General features: G+C 27.7%; 16 protein-coding genes. 10 read left to right on the forward strand and 6 right to left on the reverse strand.

Annotated elements, in window-relative coordinates; translation table 11 throughout:
* Nucleotides 1–179 precede the first annotated feature (179 nt).
* Nucleotides 180–2,027 carry an alpha-amylase gene (gene amyS, locus AB4Y15_RS11715; protein WP_427340533.1) on the reverse strand — a complete coding sequence of 616 codons (1,848 nt, stop codon included), beginning with the start codon at nt 2,025–2,027 and terminating at the stop codon, nt 180–182.
* A 339-nt stretch (nt 2,028–2,366) separates the two neighbouring features.
* Between amyS and crcB the strand changes: the two genes are divergently transcribed.
* The 3 genes from crcB to AB4Y15_RS11730 all read left to right on the forward strand — a co-directional run bounded on the left by crcB (nt 2,367) and on the right by AB4Y15_RS11730 (nt 3,734).
* Nucleotides 2,367–2,759 carry a fluoride efflux transporter CrcB gene (gene crcB, locus AB4Y15_RS11720; RefSeq protein WP_427340534.1) on the forward strand — a complete coding sequence of 131 codons (393 nt, stop codon included), beginning with the start codon at nt 2,367–2,369 and terminating at the stop codon, nt 2,757–2,759.
* Between the two features lie 10 nt (nt 2,760–2,769).
* Complete coding sequence (locus tag AB4Y15_RS11725) at nt 2,770–3,108, forward strand: DUF190 domain-containing protein (protein WP_427340535.1); 339 nt, start codon at nt 2,770–2,772, stop codon at nt 3,106–3,108.
* A gap of 119 nt (nt 3,109–3,227) precedes the next feature.
* Nucleotides 3,228–3,734, forward strand: a complete 507-nt coding sequence (locus tag AB4Y15_RS11730; protein WP_427340536.1) for a ferritin — start codon at nt 3,228–3,230, stop codon at nt 3,732–3,734.
* Between the two features lie 65 nt (nt 3,735–3,799).
* Here the strand turns inward: AB4Y15_RS11730 and AB4Y15_RS11735 are convergent, their stop codons facing one another.
* Both AB4Y15_RS11735 and AB4Y15_RS11740 read right to left on the reverse strand, forming a co-directional pair.
* Nucleotides 3,800–4,027 (reverse strand): alpha/beta-type small acid-soluble spore protein, encoded by a 228-nt coding sequence (locus AB4Y15_RS11735; RefSeq protein ID WP_427340537.1) that lies wholly within the window; start codon nt 4,025–4,027, stop codon nt 3,800–3,802.
* A 185-nt stretch (nt 4,028–4,212) separates the two neighbouring features.
* Nucleotides 4,213–4,764, reverse strand: a complete 552-nt coding sequence (locus AB4Y15_RS11740) for a manganese efflux pump MntP (protein WP_427340538.1) — start codon at nt 4,762–4,764, stop codon at nt 4,213–4,215.
* 125 nt (nt 4,765–4,889) lie between these two features.
* On the opposite strand from AB4Y15_RS11740, the gene AB4Y15_RS11745 reads away from it, so the two are divergent.
* Complete coding sequence (locus tag AB4Y15_RS11745; RefSeq protein WP_427340539.1) at nt 4,890–5,333, forward strand: metal-dependent transcriptional regulator; 444 nt, start codon at nt 4,890–4,892, stop codon at nt 5,331–5,333.
* 79 nt (nt 5,334–5,412) lie between these two features.
* On the opposite strand, the gene AB4Y15_RS11750 is transcribed toward AB4Y15_RS11745, so the two are convergent.
* Genes AB4Y15_RS11750 through AB4Y15_RS11760 form a run of 3 tightly spaced genes read right to left on the reverse strand, consistent with a single transcriptional unit; the run spans nt 5,413 to nt 7,861 of the window.
* Nucleotides 5,413–6,801 (reverse strand): nucleoside recognition domain-containing protein, encoded by a 1,389-nt coding sequence (locus AB4Y15_RS11750; protein ID WP_427340540.1) that lies wholly within the window; start codon nt 6,799–6,801, stop codon nt 5,413–5,415.
* A 13-nt stretch (nt 6,802–6,814) separates the two neighbouring features.
* On the reverse strand, nt 6,815–7,570 hold the full coding sequence (locus AB4Y15_RS11755) for a FeoB small GTPase domain-containing protein (RefSeq protein WP_427340541.1): 756 nt from the start codon (nt 7,568–7,570) through the stop codon (nt 6,815–6,817).
* A 12-nt stretch (nt 7,571–7,582) separates the two neighbouring features.
* On the reverse strand, nt 7,583–7,861 hold the full coding sequence (locus AB4Y15_RS11760; protein WP_427340542.1) for a FeoA family protein: 279 nt from the start codon (nt 7,859–7,861) through the stop codon (nt 7,583–7,585).
* 404 nt (nt 7,862–8,265) lie between these two features.
* Between AB4Y15_RS11760 and AB4Y15_RS11765 the strand changes: the two genes are divergently transcribed.
* From AB4Y15_RS11765 to cas3, 6 genes are all read left to right on the forward strand, one after another.
* Entirely contained in the window at nt 8,266–9,216 is a 951-nt protein-coding gene (locus AB4Y15_RS11765) for a helix-turn-helix transcriptional regulator (RefSeq protein ID WP_427340543.1), read from the forward strand.
* Between the two features lie 70 nt (nt 9,217–9,286).
* Complete coding sequence (gene cas6 / locus AB4Y15_RS11770; RefSeq protein ID WP_427340544.1) at nt 9,287–10,018, forward strand: CRISPR-associated endoribonuclease Cas6; 732 nt, start codon at nt 9,287–9,289, stop codon at nt 10,016–10,018.
* A 3-nt stretch (nt 10,019–10,021) separates the two neighbouring features.
* Entirely contained in the window at nt 10,022–11,326 is a 1,305-nt protein-coding gene (locus AB4Y15_RS11775; protein WP_427340545.1) for a hypothetical protein, read from the forward strand.
* On the forward strand, nt 11,326–12,330 hold the full coding sequence (cas7i, locus tag AB4Y15_RS11780; protein ID WP_427340546.1) for a type I-B CRISPR-associated protein Cas7/Cst2/DevR: 1,005 nt from the start codon (nt 11,326–11,328) through the stop codon (nt 12,328–12,330). Before AB4Y15_RS11775 ends, cas7i begins: the two co-directional genes overlap by 1 nt.
* A gap of 6 nt (nt 12,331–12,336) precedes the next feature.
* The gene (gene cas5, locus AB4Y15_RS11785) at nt 12,337–13,140 is read left to right on the forward strand and encodes a CRISPR-associated protein Cas5 (protein WP_427340547.1); all 804 of its coding nucleotides are present in this window, start codon (nt 12,337–12,339) and stop codon (nt 13,138–13,140) included.
* Nucleotides 13,141–15,447 (forward strand): CRISPR-associated helicase Cas3', encoded by a 2,307-nt coding sequence (cas3, locus tag AB4Y15_RS11790; protein WP_427340548.1) that lies wholly within the window; start codon nt 13,141–13,143, stop codon nt 15,445–15,447.
* Nucleotides 15,448–15,516: the final 69 nt, after the last annotated feature.

A 15,516-nucleotide genomic window follows, 5' to 3' on the forward strand; every position in this document is an offset into this window, starting at 1 on the left:
TTATATTTGAATTTATCCACAATTTAAAGTAGTTTATAACGACTCTGGCATGTAAACATGCCAGACAAAGTTTCAATAAAATCAACATTAATTTTTTAAAATATGGGATTTTATTATAATTTCCTATGGATTATAAAAAAGCTGTTGACAAATACTATTGCCAACAGCTTTTTTAATTATTATTTAACATCCCATGTTGCTTTATATGAACCTGTTGGGCTACCAGGTACAGTATAAACTCGGTTAGCGCCCTGTTCCCAAATTACATTACCTGAGTCATCTATTTTGATGAATTTAAATTCTATTGTAGTATTTGCTGGAAGTGAAGTTGTTACTGTCCAAGTAGGATATGCATCAGGTGACATTTTTATAGCTTTAGCAGGGTCCCAATTTCCTAACTCTGGGATATTACCAACAACATAAACATTTTGACCCCATTCTGTATATGCTTCATCCACCGTAAAAGTAACATCTACTTCTTGAGGTACCCAAACAGAAACAGAACCACCATTTACCTTAAATTCACCCCAACCGTCTGCATTAATAGTAACTGTATCTGTTCTATTTCCTGTATAATCATAGAATACTTTACCTGCATGCTGTATTCCTACATACATCCATTTGCTTCCACCAGGGCCATCGCTGATAAGGGCTGCTAATCCTGAATTCGGATGACTTTCATCTCCTTCTCTTGTCCAGCCAATGATGTCCCAATGGTCTAGATAATCATGTTGTGTTCCATAAGCATAATATTTTCTTGCCTTTAAAAGTGGATCTAATTGATCTTTCATAGAAGGAATATTAAATTTAGGTAGTCCATAGTAATCTCCGTAAAAAACACAAGGATATCCTTCTTGACGAGTTAAGATAAAAGCATATGCCAGAGGTTTAAACCAAGGTTCAACATAAGATTCCAAAGACTGTCCTGGTTGTGTATCGTGATTATCAACTAGTGTAACTGCTAATGCTGGTTGATCCTTCATTAATGTATTATTCATAATGTTTCTCATGTCATAATAACCTGATGATTTAGATGCGATATAAAAATTGTTGTGTAACGGAGCATCAAAAAGAGACATGACTCCTTTGGATTTAGTTATATAGTTGTGAAGTTTTTCAACATCGTAACTCCAGAATTCTCCAACTGCAAATAATTCTTTTCCTGTTTCTGCTCTTAAATATCCTAGCCAATCTGTAAAGAAATCATATTTGATATGCTTTACCGCATCTAATCTAAATCCGTCAACACCTGTAAAATCGAGATACCATTTACCCCAGTTTTTTAACTCTTGAACTACTTCAGGATGTTCCATATCCAAATCGGCATACATCAAATAATCATAATTTCCATTTTCTGTATCAACTTCCCAATCCCATCCTTTTCCTATTCCACGGAATTTAAAAATAGAATTTTCTTGGTTATTCTGATCCCAATCTACGCCGTCAAAATGATACCAGCACCATTTGAAATCGGAATATTTATTTCCTCTACCTGGAAAATTAAACTTTGTCCAAGCTTGAATCCATGTGTCATCACCATATTCGTAATTTCTGTTATCGCTTGCAACTCTAACAGCTTTGACCCATTCTGTTTCATCAGCACCTGCTTTATGATTAAATACAACATCTGCGTAGATTTGAATTCCATTGTTATGTGCTTCATTAATAGCTGCGATATATTCATCTTTTGTTCCGTATTTTGTTCTAACAGTTCCTTTTTGATAAAATTCTCCTAAATCGTAAAGGTCGTAAACACCATATCCTACATCGGCAGAACTAGTCCCTTTATATGCTGGAGGTAACCATAGAGCTGTGATTCCTACTTCTGCAAGATTAGCAGCTTCTTGTTTTACTTTGTTCCACAATGTTCCATCATCTGGTAAGTCCCATTCAAAATATTGCATCATTGTTCCATTAAAACTTGGTGTATTATTAGCAAAAACTTTTTCGTTTGGTAATTTTATAAATGCTACTATCATTATGATTGCTAAGAAAATGCTTATTTCTTTTCTTATTGTTTTTTTCAAAAAAATCCCTCCTAAAAAACTTTAGATTTTTCTGTTAGTTTTTCATTAGAATTTTCTATATCTTTATTATGTAAGATATAGGTGTTTTTTAATATATGCAAACGATTGGACAAAAACAAAATAAAAAATCATGCAAACGATTGCACAACAATGACACATCACACATAATATTCTACCACTTTTTAAATGTGCATGTCAATCTTTAGAATCAAATTAGAATTTTCTAAGATTTATTATATTTAATGACAGCAGTTTTGGAATATTATTAAAGAGATGGATATTGGAGAAAAAGGCGTAATTATGTATAATTAAAGCAAGAGATGAAAATCTTAAAAGGAGATGATGAACAAAATGTGGAACAAAATACTGCTATTAGGCATAGGAGGATTTATAGGAAGTAATTTGAGGTATTGGATAACAGGCTGGGTAACGAATATTTTTGGTTCATATTTACCTTATGGTACATTAGTTGTAAATGGATTAGGTAGTTTTATACTTGGATTTTTGATGATGTATGGTGCTGAAGTTGCAGAAATAGATCCGCAAATACGTTTATTAATTGGAACAGGTATGTTAGGTGCATTGACTACATTTTCTACATTTTCATATGAAACAATTAACTTATTCAGAGAATCTAGTTATTTTTTAGGTATATTAAATATTTTCTTAAATATTGGGATAGGGTTAACTTCAGTGTGGTTAGGTTTTGTATTAGCTAAATCTCTTGTTTAGGGGGATTTTTATGAGAACACAGAGTAAAGGGAAATTGCTTAAAATTTATATTTCTGAATCTGATAAGCGTAATGGACGATTATTATATCATTTAATAGTAGAACAAGCAAAAAAATTAGAAATGGCTGGAATCACAGTATATAGGGGAATAGAGGGATTTGGAGGACATCATAATCTGCATACAATGCATATCTTTAGATTATCAGATAATTTGCCAATAGTATTAGAAATAATAGATTCAGAAGAAAAAATAGACCAATTCATATCAAATATAGAGCAGTTTATAAACGATGGATTAATGATAACACAAGAAAACATAAATATAATTAAGTTCAATGAGAAAAAATAGCTTTGTTAAAAGACGGAAGGTATTGTTAAATAATAATGGTTTTTGTTTAAATTAATTTAAGCAGGGTATAAATATATATAAATGTATATTAAATATGCTTTCCTGGAGGAGGAGAACTAATGTTATCAGAAAGATTATTAAAAGAATTGAATGAACAAGTTAAATACGAATTATATTCAGCTCATTACTACTTAGCAATGGCTGCATATTGTGCAGAGCAAGAATTAGATGGATTTGCAAATTTCTTTAAAGTTCAAGCTGAAGAAGAGAAGTTTCATGCTATGAAGTTTTTTGATTTCATAAATGAAATGGGTGGAAGAGTTACAATTCAAGCCCTTGAAGAGCCAAAAAATGATTATGAATCATTAGTAGATGTTTTTAAATCTGCTTTAGAACATGAAAAATTTGTAACTAAGAGAATATATAAACTTATGGATATTGCTACTGAAGAAAAAGAACATGCTACAATAAGTTTATTAAAATGGTTTGTAGATGAGCAGATAGAAGAGGAAAATAGTATGAAAGCTATACTTAAAAAATTAGAAAGATTAGGAGATAATAGTCATGGAATTTACATGCTAGATGAAGAATTAGCTCAAAGGACTTTTACTCCACCAGTTGCATAATGCCAAAAAACAAAGGTAGACTTTAAAATTAAAGCCTACCTTTGTTTTTAATTACTATTATTTAATTATCTAGTTGGAGTTGTTCCACTCATGCTTCTTTGAGCTTGCTCAACTAATTTCTTAGTCATGTAACCTCCTACATAACCATTTTGTCTTGCAGTTAAGTTACCTTTATCCATTGAATCGTAGTTTGATAATCCTAGTTCATTAGCTATTTCAGTTTTCATTTGGTTTAATGCTTGTCGAGCTTCAGGAACTACTATTTTGTTTCTTCCTGTTTTTTGATATGCCATCATTTACCCTCCTTAATGTATTTTTTTCTTTTTGTTTTAAATTGAAGATTTTGTTTTTCTGTTGTACTAATATTATGTGTAATAATGCGTTAACTAAACCATGTAATTTTATGTAGTATTACATCAGGATAGTAAATGATGTATAATATGATTACTATACAAATTAGTTCTGAATATTGTATAAATTAAAATAATATCATTTTTATTCCAAAAAAAATTAAAATAATCCCTCCAAGAAAATCTGCATAATCTCTTATAAATTTGAGCTTTCTAATATGTTTACCTATAAAAAAAGAGATAGTTGTAAAGATTGAAGTTGTAAAACCAACAATAATACAGTTTTTAAATAACATTAATTTGGAAGTGAAAACATTAAATATAGAAAAACCTACAACTAAAGCATCTATACTAACCGATATTCCTAATATCAGTATCAATAAATAATGAAGAGAATTGAATTTATCTTTATTATCAAAACCTTCTTTAAACATTAAAATCCCAACTAACAATATTATGACTCCACCGACTAAATTTGGAAGTTTAAAAACATACCTATTAAAAAGGTTTCCCAGATGTCCTCCTATGAATGCAAAATAAAACTGGAAAAATCCAAAAATTATTATTGTAAAAAAAACACAATTTTTTTTGATTTTTTTATCTAAGCTGAGAGACAATGCTACTCCAAATGCATCTAATGCTAGTGCAACAGATATTAAAAACACATCAAATATAAGCAAAAATACCCCTCCTGATAGATTCGAGTCTACGTATATTACATACTTATGTTTAGGATATATTTAATATTATTGAATATAATTTTAATATACTAATACAGTCTATTAAACATTGAGGAGATGGTCATATGCTCTCTCCAAGCCTTGAAGATTATTTAGAAGAGGTATATAGATTATCAAGAAATAAAAAAGAAATAAGGGTTAAGGATATAGCAGATTGTTTAGGGGTTTCGATGCCTTCTGTTGTTAAGGGATTAAAAAAATTACATGAATTAGAATATATAGTGTATAGACCATATGAGAAAATTTATATCCTTGAAAAAGGGAAAAAAGAGGGAAAGTTTTTAATAGAGAGAAATAGGATACTACGTGAATTTGTTAAAATTATTGGGTCGGATTGTGATGTAAAACAAGAAGCAGAGGCTATGGAACACTACTTTACTGTTTCTACGATAAAATGTATTGAAAAATTAGTTGAATTTTTTAAGGAGGATAAAGAGATTTATGAGAAATTTAAAAATTATAAAATACAGAGTAGTTTAGAAAAAAGGCTGACAGCTAATACTCAATAGCTGCTAGCCGATAAATAAGAGTTTGTAAATAACTTGAAAGTTATTACGGATTGTTGACAAACTTATGTTTTTATATATATTATTTAACAAGCATACTTAATAAATTTACAATTATTGTAATTAAAATGGCTATTGAAGTAGTTAGTATAGTAGTAAAAATAGGCCATTTAATGCTACTTGTTTCGTTTTTTATAGTTAGTAGAGTTGTTCCACATGGAAAATGTAATAAAGAAAATAGCATAAAGTTTAATCCTGTTACCCATGTCCAGCCGTTATTAATTAATAAGTTTTTTAGAGCATCTAAACTATCTAGTTTAATCATAGCTCCTGTAGATAAATAACTCATAATCAGGATTGGAAGTACAATTTCATTTGCAGGTAGACCTAAGATAAATGCTAGTAAAATAAAGCCATCTAAACCCATTAAATTACCGAGAGGATTTAAAAAGTGAGCAATATGATTTAATAGGCTTATTCCACCAATATTGATATTAGCAACCAGCCATGTTATAGCTCCCGCTGGTGCGGCTACTAATACTGCTCTTGATAAGACAAACAATGTCCTATCTATTAAGGATCTGATTAATATTTTACCTATTTGAGGTTTTCTATATGGTGGTAGTTCAAGAGTAAAGGTTGAAGGAACACCTTTTAAAATTGTATTAGATAATAGCTTTGATACCAATAAAGTTATAAATATACCAATTAGAATAATACCTATTACTGATACTGTTGCGATAATTGTGCTGAATTTTGGAGAGACTAGTGAACTGAAAAAAATTGTTGATATGGCAATAAGAGTTGGAAATCTGCCATTACAAGGGACAAAACTATTTGTAATTGTAGCTATCAATCTTTCTCTTGGTGAATCAATTATTCGAGTCGCTATAACTCCTGCTGCATTACATCCAAACCCCATGCTCATTGTTAAAGCTTGCTTCCCATGAGTTCCAGATTTTCTAAAGAAATTGTCTAAATTAAAAGCTACTCTAGGAAGATATCCTAGGTCTTCTAACAATGTAAATAGCGGAAAAAATATAGCCATAGGTGGCAGCATTACAGATATTACCCAAGCGAGAGTTCTATACATTCCTAAAACTAATATACCATGTAGCCAATATGGAGCATTAATATACATAAAAAATTCTGTTAGCTTATTTTCTAAACCAAATAATATTTTGCCTAATAACTGTGACGGATAGTTAGCACCTTGTATAGTTATCCAAAAAATTAGACCTAAAAGTAACAGCATGATTGGATATCCTAAAATTCTAGATGTCAGTATGTCATCAACTTTTTTATCCCAATTGATTTTTCTTTTATCTTCTATTGTTAAAACTTCATTTGATATTTCTTCTGCTTTTTCATAAATAGCAGTTACTATGCTATCACTAATGTTTACACCTGTTTTGAGTTTATTATTTAATATGTTCGAAATTCTACTGGATGCATCTTTAATGGAGTCCATAAATTCACCTCTCTTAAATCGAGTATTTTTTTAGGATATTATCTATAGAATTAGAAATAGCTTTATCTCCATCTATTAATCTTAATGCAAGCCATCTAGCATTATATTTTGTACCTAAAGTTTCTGCTAAAATCGGCTCAATTTCTTTAACAATAGATTCAATCTCATCACTATATTTTAATCTATAAGGATTTGCTTTGATATTTCCATTAATCATTTGGTAAATAGTTTCTAATAATTTGTCTATACCTTTATTATCTCTTGCGACAGTAGGGATTACTGGTACACCAAGTCTATTTTCTAGTTTTTCTATATCTATTGATATTCCTTTGCGTTTTGCTTCATCCATAAGATTAAGGCATACGATAACTCTATCAGTTATTTCCATAACTTGAAGTACGAGATTTAGGTTTCTTTCTAGACAAGTTGCATCAGTAATTACAATAGTTATATCTGGATTGCCAAAACAAATAAAATCTCTGGCTATTTCTTCTTCAACTGAATTTGCCAAAAGAGAATAAGTTCCAGGTAAATCTACAAGTAAAAATTCTTTATCTTTATATTTAAATGTTCCTTTAGCATTACTTACTGTTTTTCCAGGCCAGTTACCAGTATGCTGATTTAATCCTGTTAAAGTATTAAACAAAGTGCTTTTTCCTGTGTTAGGATTACCTGCCAATGCAATTACTATCATATCTTTATTTTCTTTAACGATATCGTACTTGTTTTTTAATAGCGATAAACCTGTTGATTTACTGGTAAGTCCCATTTATTAACCTCCTCAATCTATAATTTCAACAATTACATTTTCTATTTCTTCTTTTCTTAAAGCAATTATTGTTCCTCTTATGTTATATGCTATCGGATTTCCAGAAGGACTTATTCTTTCAGTTTTAACTATTGTATTTGGTATAAGTCCTAGATCCAGAAGTCTTCTTCTTGGAAGTGTGTTTTTTGATAGCATTTTTATTCTAGCTTTCTTTCCAACAGGAAGTTTATTTAGTGGAATTTCATGTTGCCTAATTTTATAACTAACAAAAGATTTACTTACAAGTTCCATAACATCACCTCTCTAGTTAGCTTAGGTTAACTTAAATTAAAAAAATAATTAGTCTTGGCTAACATTAGATATCAAATAAGTTTCTAATGACATTATATGGGATTGATTAAATATGTGTTACTAAGATAAATGAAGAAGAAAAAGGTTTATCATACATAATGAAGTTGTATTACAATTAATTTTTAACTGTTATATATTATTTAAAAACAGGAATTATATAGAAGGATTTCCTTTGAGAATTATAGAATTTTTATAATCCATAAGGGAATTATATACCTTATTAAATTGTGGATAATTTTAAATATAATTTCCGTTTATGAATTTCAACAAAATCTTCCTTATAATTTATTTAAATCGAAGATTTTGTTCTAGAAAACTTTGAATTTTATAAAAGGAGTTTTGATATGAGTAAGCTAAGTAATTGTCTGAGAATGCTAATTCTTTTAAAAAGTAGAGGCAAAATGAAAATAAAAGAGTTAGCTGAAATATTAGAAGTAAGTGAAAGAACAATACGAGAGTATAAAAACGAACTAGAAAAAGCTAGGATATATTTATTAAGTGAATCTGGAAAGAATGGTGGATATTATTTAGATAAAAACTCATTTATTTTTAATTTAGATTTAGAAGAAGCAGAAATTTCTTCTTTTTTAATGGCTAAAGAATTTCTAGAAAAAGAAGATAATTTTATGTTTTTAAAAGAATATGAAAGTGGTTTAGATAAGATTAAGGCTGCTTTAGAAAGAAGATATGACGATGGAGAAAGTCAATATATAGTAAAAGTTTCGAGACCTAACATAGATTTAGAAAACGAGAAGAAAAAATATTTGGATATCAGTAGTTCAATAATATCAAGGAATAAATTAAAAATTAATTATTTTTCAATAAATTCAGGCTTAGTTGAAAGGATTATAAGACCATATGCACTTTTTATGTATAAAGGGTTTTGGTATTGTATTGGGTACTGTGAGTTAAGGGGAGAGATTAGAGATTTTAAATTATCTAGAATTAAAAGCTACGAATTGCTAAAGGATACTTTTGATAAACCAATTGATTTTAAATTAAGTGACTATCTAGGACATAATAGTATTTTTAAAGACAAGCTTTATAACATAAAACTAAAAATAAGATCTCCTATGTCTATTATAGTTAGTGAAAGGATTTGGAGTGAAAATCAAAAAATAGTATTTAATCAAGAAGACAACTCTATTTTATTTGAAGCAACAATGAGTGGTTTGCCAGAGATAAAATCATGGATTTTAAGTATGGGTAGTTGTGTAGAAATATTAGAACCTGAAGAATTGAAAGAAGAAATAAAGGATGAAGTAAAAAAATTAAAAGATTTATACAAAATTTAGTAATGTGACAAATATACTTCCACGTATATATGGTAATATTTTCTTAAATAAAAGGGAAGGAGGTGATTTGATGAGATTAAGCTGCTCTTATGAATGTGATGTTTTACCTTTATCTTACAGAATGATGTTTGTAAGTTTAATAAAAAAATCACTAGAAAAATCAAATAAAGAATATTTTAATAATTTGTATTATTATAAAGACAAATCTAATAAGAAAAGTAAAAATTTTTGTTTTTCAGTATATTTAAATGATTTTAGTAGAGAAAATGAAAATTTTAGGGTAAATGGTAAAATAATTCTAAACATAAGCTCACCAGATCATGAATTTATGATAAATCTTTATAATGGGTTGCTAAAGAATGTGGAGTTTGAATATAAAGGCTACAGGTTAAAAAAAGAAAGAGTAAGGCTTATAAGAGAAAAGAAAATATTAAAAGACAGAGCTATTTTTAAAACATTATCACCAATTTACATAAAAGACAAAGTTGGCAATTCGCTATCACCAGAAGATGAAAAATATGAAGAAAATCTTAATTACATATTAGATTTAACTTTGAAAAATTTTAGAGGATATGGATTAAAAAAAGAAATAAAATTTAATCCGATTAATCTTACTAAAGTTGTAGTTAAGGAAAAAATAAGAGGCTACTTAGAAAAAAATGATAATGATTATTTGTATTTAAATTCGTATAAAGGTAGTTTTTATCTCGAAGGAGATATAGAAGATTTGAATGATATATATATGCTTGGAATTGGTTTCAGAAGGAATCAGGGATTTGGAATGGTGGAGGTATTAGAGTAGGAGGTGAGGGAGATTAGTAGGATAAGGTTTTATAGGACAGGCCAGCTTGTGAGAGATATTGGGATAGTTTCTTTGTATGAGTATTTAAAGGCAATAGATAAAAATGATTTAAATTTGAAGTTAACTGATAATTATTTGGAATTTAATAGGTTTGATATAGAAAGATTAGTAGAATATATGAAAAGTAAGAATATAACAAGCTTTCCTTATATACAAAATAGTAAAAGATTTGGCAATGTTAATGGCCCAAAAGGCGATAAAATGTATGAAAATCTCAAAGATATAATTAGATTAGTATTTGAGATAAATAGAAAGAGTGTAGAAGAACAAGAGAATATACTTAAAGAATATGAACCGAGTGAGCAATGCAGTATATGTAATACTTATAAATCAACTAAAAAGCATTATTCAGTTGAAGATGGTGGGTTAACTGAAAGAAAAGTAAGTAAACTGCTATATACTTTTTTAGGATCAGAAAATAGTACATTTAATAATTATTGTATAAGTCGTATAAATGTTTGTTTTGTTTGTGAATTACTAAATTTATTTTTCTTGCTTTATATTAACGAATTTAAATTAGATATGATTGCGTATTGTGAGAGATTAAAAGATTTATATTATATAAATCATAGAATTATGATACATCAGAAACTATATAACCCAAATGTAATATATATAAATTTAGCGAAGCTTAACACTAAATCAATTAGGATTTATGATATAAAAAGAGATCCGCAAAATGGTTTATTGTTAAAATATAACAATTCATTTGATGTGAGCGATTTAATAAAGAGGTTAAAGTTAATTAATATAATAGAGCAATTCAAATTCAATGAGAAAAATAAAAATGAACTTAAAGATTATATTAAGATTCTGATTTTTAATAATAATTATACAGCAGTAGAGCAAATTTTATTATTTAACTTATTAAGTAATGAACTGGATGATGTAAGAAAATATACTTTAACAAAATTGAATGTTAAATTGTATAATGAGTTTCTGGAAGGAGGTTTTGAAGTGAAAAATGCAAGTAGTTTTTCAAAACTTGGTAGTAAACTTGCTCAAAAATTGAAGGAAGAAGATAAAGAAGATAATAAGAAAAAGAATATATCTTTTAGATTAACACAATTATTAAAATCAGACAGTAGAGAACAGTTATTTAATGAATTACTACATTTACTTATAAACTATGAAATAGAAATACCAGAGAATTTTAGCTACGGTATTTTAAAGGCTGATAGTATTCAGCTTCATTATAATATTGGAAAATTTTTAGAATCTTTTAATAAAAAGGGAGGAGAAGAGTAATGAATAACAAAAGAGTGTCATCAGTAACATTGACAATTCTTACTGAAAGTCCTGTAGCGTTATCAAATGATCAAAGTTTTGGAACCTATACACCAATAAAGAAATATTTCTATAAAGACGGAAGACATGCTATGACAAGTGTTCCAACTGTTACATATGAATTAAGAAAAAGTTTAATTTGTAGTGGCAAATTATCTCCAGATAGTATAGTGATAAAAAGCAAAAATTTACATCCTAAAGAACTAGGTATAGAATCTGATGTTTTTGGATATTTAATTCCTAAGAATAAAGAAAATAAACAGCAGAGTAAGACATCTCCAATTAGGATTATTCCTTTTATTTCTGTTCATACTTTTAAGAATGATACACAATTAATTACAAACAGAGGTTATTTGGATATAAATCTAGGTAGAGAGTATTATGAAGAGAAAGGGAAGGAATTAAAACGTATAGCTATAGAAGAAGTAATAAAGACTCAAGCATTAGCATATGAGGAGGTGTTTGGTGATTATTATACTTATACAGTGACTCTGGAACTTGATAGAATAGGTGTAATAGAAACGGATGAAAAAGGTAATAGACTACCAATAGATAAAAGAGTATATTTTGATGAAAAGGATAGAAAAGAAATAGTAAAAAATATCTTGACTGCACTTATCGAATTTACAAGACAGATAAAACATCAAACAGTCCATTTGAAACCTTTAGCTGTATTTGGTGGTGCTTTTCCTAAAGTAATACCATATTTTTGGAATGATATTGAGTTTGATGAATATCAAAATGTACTTATATTAGATAATATAAAGAATACAATTGAAGATTACGACTTAAATGATGGGAATGGCTATTTAATTACTGCTGTTGATCGCAGAATAAGAGTTAAAAATGAAGATAAGTATAGAGGTGAAGGGTTAGATATCAGAGGGAAAACGCCTGTAAAAGCTATAAAAGAGCTTATAGAAAAATTAGAATTAAAAGACAACAAATGGTATTTAAAGGAGTAGGTAGAGTTGGGAGAAAAAATATTAAAATTAAATTTATATCAGCCATTTGCACATTATCGTGAACCTAAAATAATACAAGATGATTATATACCAACATTAAATATACCATCTCCAACAACCATTGCTGGTATGATTGCATATTTATGTGATTATAAATTTAAAGAAGAATTTGATATAGGAGTATATTGTAAATATAAGACTAAAGATATTCATTTTATAAGAGGTGAAAAAGGGGATTTTTTTGAATCTTATTTAAAACAGAATAGGAAGAAAAAGTTATCTTATCAGGATTTCAAATTTAAATTAGGAAATAGAATAATGAAGTATGAAGTTTTACAGGAAGTTTCGCTTATAATTTTTCTAAAATTTAATAATCAGGATGAGTATAACATGGTAAAAGAAGCATTAGAAAATCCTAGACGATATATCACATTAGGGAGAAAAGAAGATTTTGTTGTGAAACACAAAAATTATAAAAAAATAGTTGAAGATGTAACAGATAAGATAAAGAGCATTGAAATAACAGATAAAAAAACAGCAGTAAAGAATAAATATAAAATAAAAAATACTTATATTCCAATTAACATTATGAATGATAAGTATGATGATATACTGTCAAATGGAGTGTTATATTCTTTGCCTAGGAAGTATAGAAATATATGTGCCGATAAAACAGAAAGGGAAATGGTGCATTATCATTATGTATACATAGATGAAAAAGGATATTACCCTAAAAATGGCAAGTATTATTTATATGAAGATATAGATGAGAAAATAATATTTAAATGGCTTGTGAAAGTAGGTGTATAAATGAAAAGGAAAATCTTTGCTAAATCAGATAATAAAATTACAGGCCAAAGATCACAAACTTTAGTAGAACATATAGAAGATTTGTTAGAAGTATTTGATAATATTTTAGCTATTGATGAAAAGTTAAGTGATGAAATAAAAAATGATATTAGACTATTATGTCTTTTACATGATTTAGGGAAAATAAATATTAAGTTTCAAAGAAAAATTGAATTGGCAAATAAAGAAGCAAATGAAGGACTAACAGTTGAAGAAAAGAAAGAAAAAGATGGAATAAAAGATATGAGACATAATATATTGTCAGGTGCTTTTTTAAAAAAGATTTTTGATAAGCTGGGTTTAGATGAAGACAAACGAAATATATTATATAAGTCAATTATGTTGCATCATGGTTCATTTATAAAATATTTAGAATTATCAAGTCCGGATATAGAAGAATCAATTTATTATGATATAGAGAAAGGCATATTGGAAAATGATCAATATACTATGGATGATGTAATCTATTTGTTAAAAGAAAATCTAAATATTGATTTTGATTATATAAAAGAAGAAATGCTAGATTATGATTATTTAAAATATCTAAATCAAGATTTTAGGGAAAATAAAGATTTAAATATAAGATATATTATATACAAAGGTTTTTTAAATCTTATTGACCATTTAGCATCTTCACAGATAAAAGATTATAATTATTATAATCCATTTACAAAAGTAGAAATTGATAAAGCATTAAAAGAAAATATTGCCAAAAAAATCAGAAAAGAACCAGAAGAAGTTAAATTTAATTCTACACAGGAGTTAACATCAGAAAATGAGGATAAAAATATATTGACAATAGCATTTACAGGTAGCGGTAAGACAGTTGCTGATCATAGATGGACTGGAAAAAGAAAATTTTATTTAGTGCCAAATAAAATTTCAGCAGAAAGTTTTTATTTTGACGCATTAAAGTTATATAAAGATGAAAAGAATGTGGGGCTTTTGCATGGAGATATACATCTTTATACATATGATGAAGAAGAGCATTTGTATATTTCATTAAAGGATGAAGCGTTAGTAAGGAATTTTGCAAAACCATATATTATATCTACAATAGATCAATTAATTTTGGCTATGTATAAGCATCCTAATTATGAAAAAACATTTGCAAGTATATATAATTCTAAAGTAACAGTAGATGAGGTTCATTTATTAACACCACAAATGTTTTTGATGCTTATATGCTTTATGCAGTTTACAACTAAATATTTAAATACAAAATATCATTTAATGACGGCTACACTTCCAAAAGCATATCTAGATAAATTAGAAAAGTCTGGGATTGATTATGTATATAATAGTCCATCGGAATGCCAAAATGCTGATAATGAAAATAGAAGAATTAAATTATTTTTAGGGAAAACGGATAAAGATATAGAAAAAATAATTAAAAACGTGAAAGGTAAAAAGAAAGTATTAATAGTTGTTAATACAATAGATAGAGGAATAGAATTATATAGGAAATTAGAGGATATTCATGGTATTGAAGTTAATTTATTACATAGTAGGTTTAAGTTTAATGATAAAAAAGAAAAATATGATGGAATTTTAAATCAAAAAGGTGATATATGGATAGCTACACAAATGGTTGAAGTATCTTTAGATTTGGATTTTCCTATCGTAATAAGTGATTTGGCGCCTATGGATTCTTTAATACAGCGGATGGGGCGATGCAATAGACATGATACAGTAGAAATAGGGGAATTTTATATACTAGAAGATAGAGAAGATGTTTATGATAAAAAATTGAAAAAAGCAACAGAGAAAATATTAAAAAGTGAAAATAATAAGATTATAACATTAAATGACAGAAAGCAATTATTGGAAGCATATTATAACAATAAAGAAGTTCTAAAATATTATGATGAAGAATTTAAAAAAGCAGAAGAGTATATTAAAACTATATTTGGTATTAATAAAAGTACAGAAATAGAAATAAAAGGTGAAGATTTAATATTTAATTTTGAACCATATAAAAATCTTGTAGATAGTAAAAAAGAAGCTGGTAGATTATTTAGGGATGGGCAATTGAATGTAAAAGTAATTTTGGAAGAAGATTATTATAAGATAAAAAATTCTGATAATAAGATGAAAGAGTTAAGTTTAAATTCAATATTAATATCGCAGGGTTTATTAAGAAAATTTGGACAAGGAATTAGAAAAGAGCAAGGGATTTTTATAATTAGAGATGGCTATTATGAATATGATAAAGAAGTAGGACTAATATTCAAAGAATACAATTCGGTGGATAGTAGGTTTTTATAAAGTAGGATAGAGTCCTACTTCTTTTTGAGTAAGAAATATAATATGAGGAAATATTTTATTATGAAGGAG

The sequence above is a fragment of the Caloranaerobacter longqiensis genome (genome assembly GCF_050286925.1).
Lineage (GTDB): Bacteria > Bacillota > Clostridia > Tissierellales > Thermohalobacteraceae > Caloranaerobacter.

Bases quoted from the DNA above. Each gene is read 5' to 3' on its own strand.
- crcB (WP_427340534.1), top strand. From the start codon at position 2,367: ATGATGAACAAAATGTGGAACAAAATACTGCTATTAGGCATAGGAGGA.
- AB4Y15_RS11725 (WP_427340535.1), top strand. From the start codon at position 2,770: ATGAGAACACAGAGTAAAGGGAAATTGCTTAAAATTTATATTTCTGAA.
- AB4Y15_RS11730 (WP_427340536.1), top strand. From the start codon at position 3,228: ATGTTATCAGAAAGATTATTAAAAGAATTGAATGAACAAGTTAAATAC.
- AB4Y15_RS11735 (WP_427340537.1), bottom strand. From the start codon at position 4,027: ATGGCATATCAAAAAACAGGAAGAAACAAAATAGTAGTTCCTGAAGCT.
- AB4Y15_RS11745 (WP_427340539.1), top strand. From the start codon at position 4,890: ATGCTCTCTCCAAGCCTTGAAGATTATTTAGAAGAGGTATATAGATTA.
- AB4Y15_RS11750 (WP_427340540.1), bottom strand. From the start codon at position 6,801: ATGGACTCCATTAAAGATGCATCCAGTAGAATTTCGAACATATTAAAT.
- AB4Y15_RS11755 (WP_427340541.1), bottom strand. From the start codon at position 7,570: ATGGGACTTACCAGTAAATCAACAGGTTTATCGCTATTAAAAAACAAG.
- AB4Y15_RS11760 (WP_427340542.1), bottom strand. From the start codon at position 7,861: ATGGAACTTGTAAGTAAATCTTTTGTTAGTTATAAAATTAGGCAACAT.
- AB4Y15_RS11765 (WP_427340543.1), top strand. From the start codon at position 8,266: ATGAGTAAGCTAAGTAATTGTCTGAGAATGCTAATTCTTTTAAAAAGT.
- cas6 (WP_427340544.1), top strand. From the start codon at position 9,287: ATGAGATTAAGCTGCTCTTATGAATGTGATGTTTTACCTTTATCTTAC.
- cas7i (WP_427340546.1), top strand. From the start codon at position 11,326: ATGAATAACAAAAGAGTGTCATCAGTAACATTGACAATTCTTACTGAA.
- cas3 (WP_427340548.1), top strand. From the start codon at position 13,141: ATGAAAAGGAAAATCTTTGCTAAATCAGATAATAAAATTACAGGCCAA.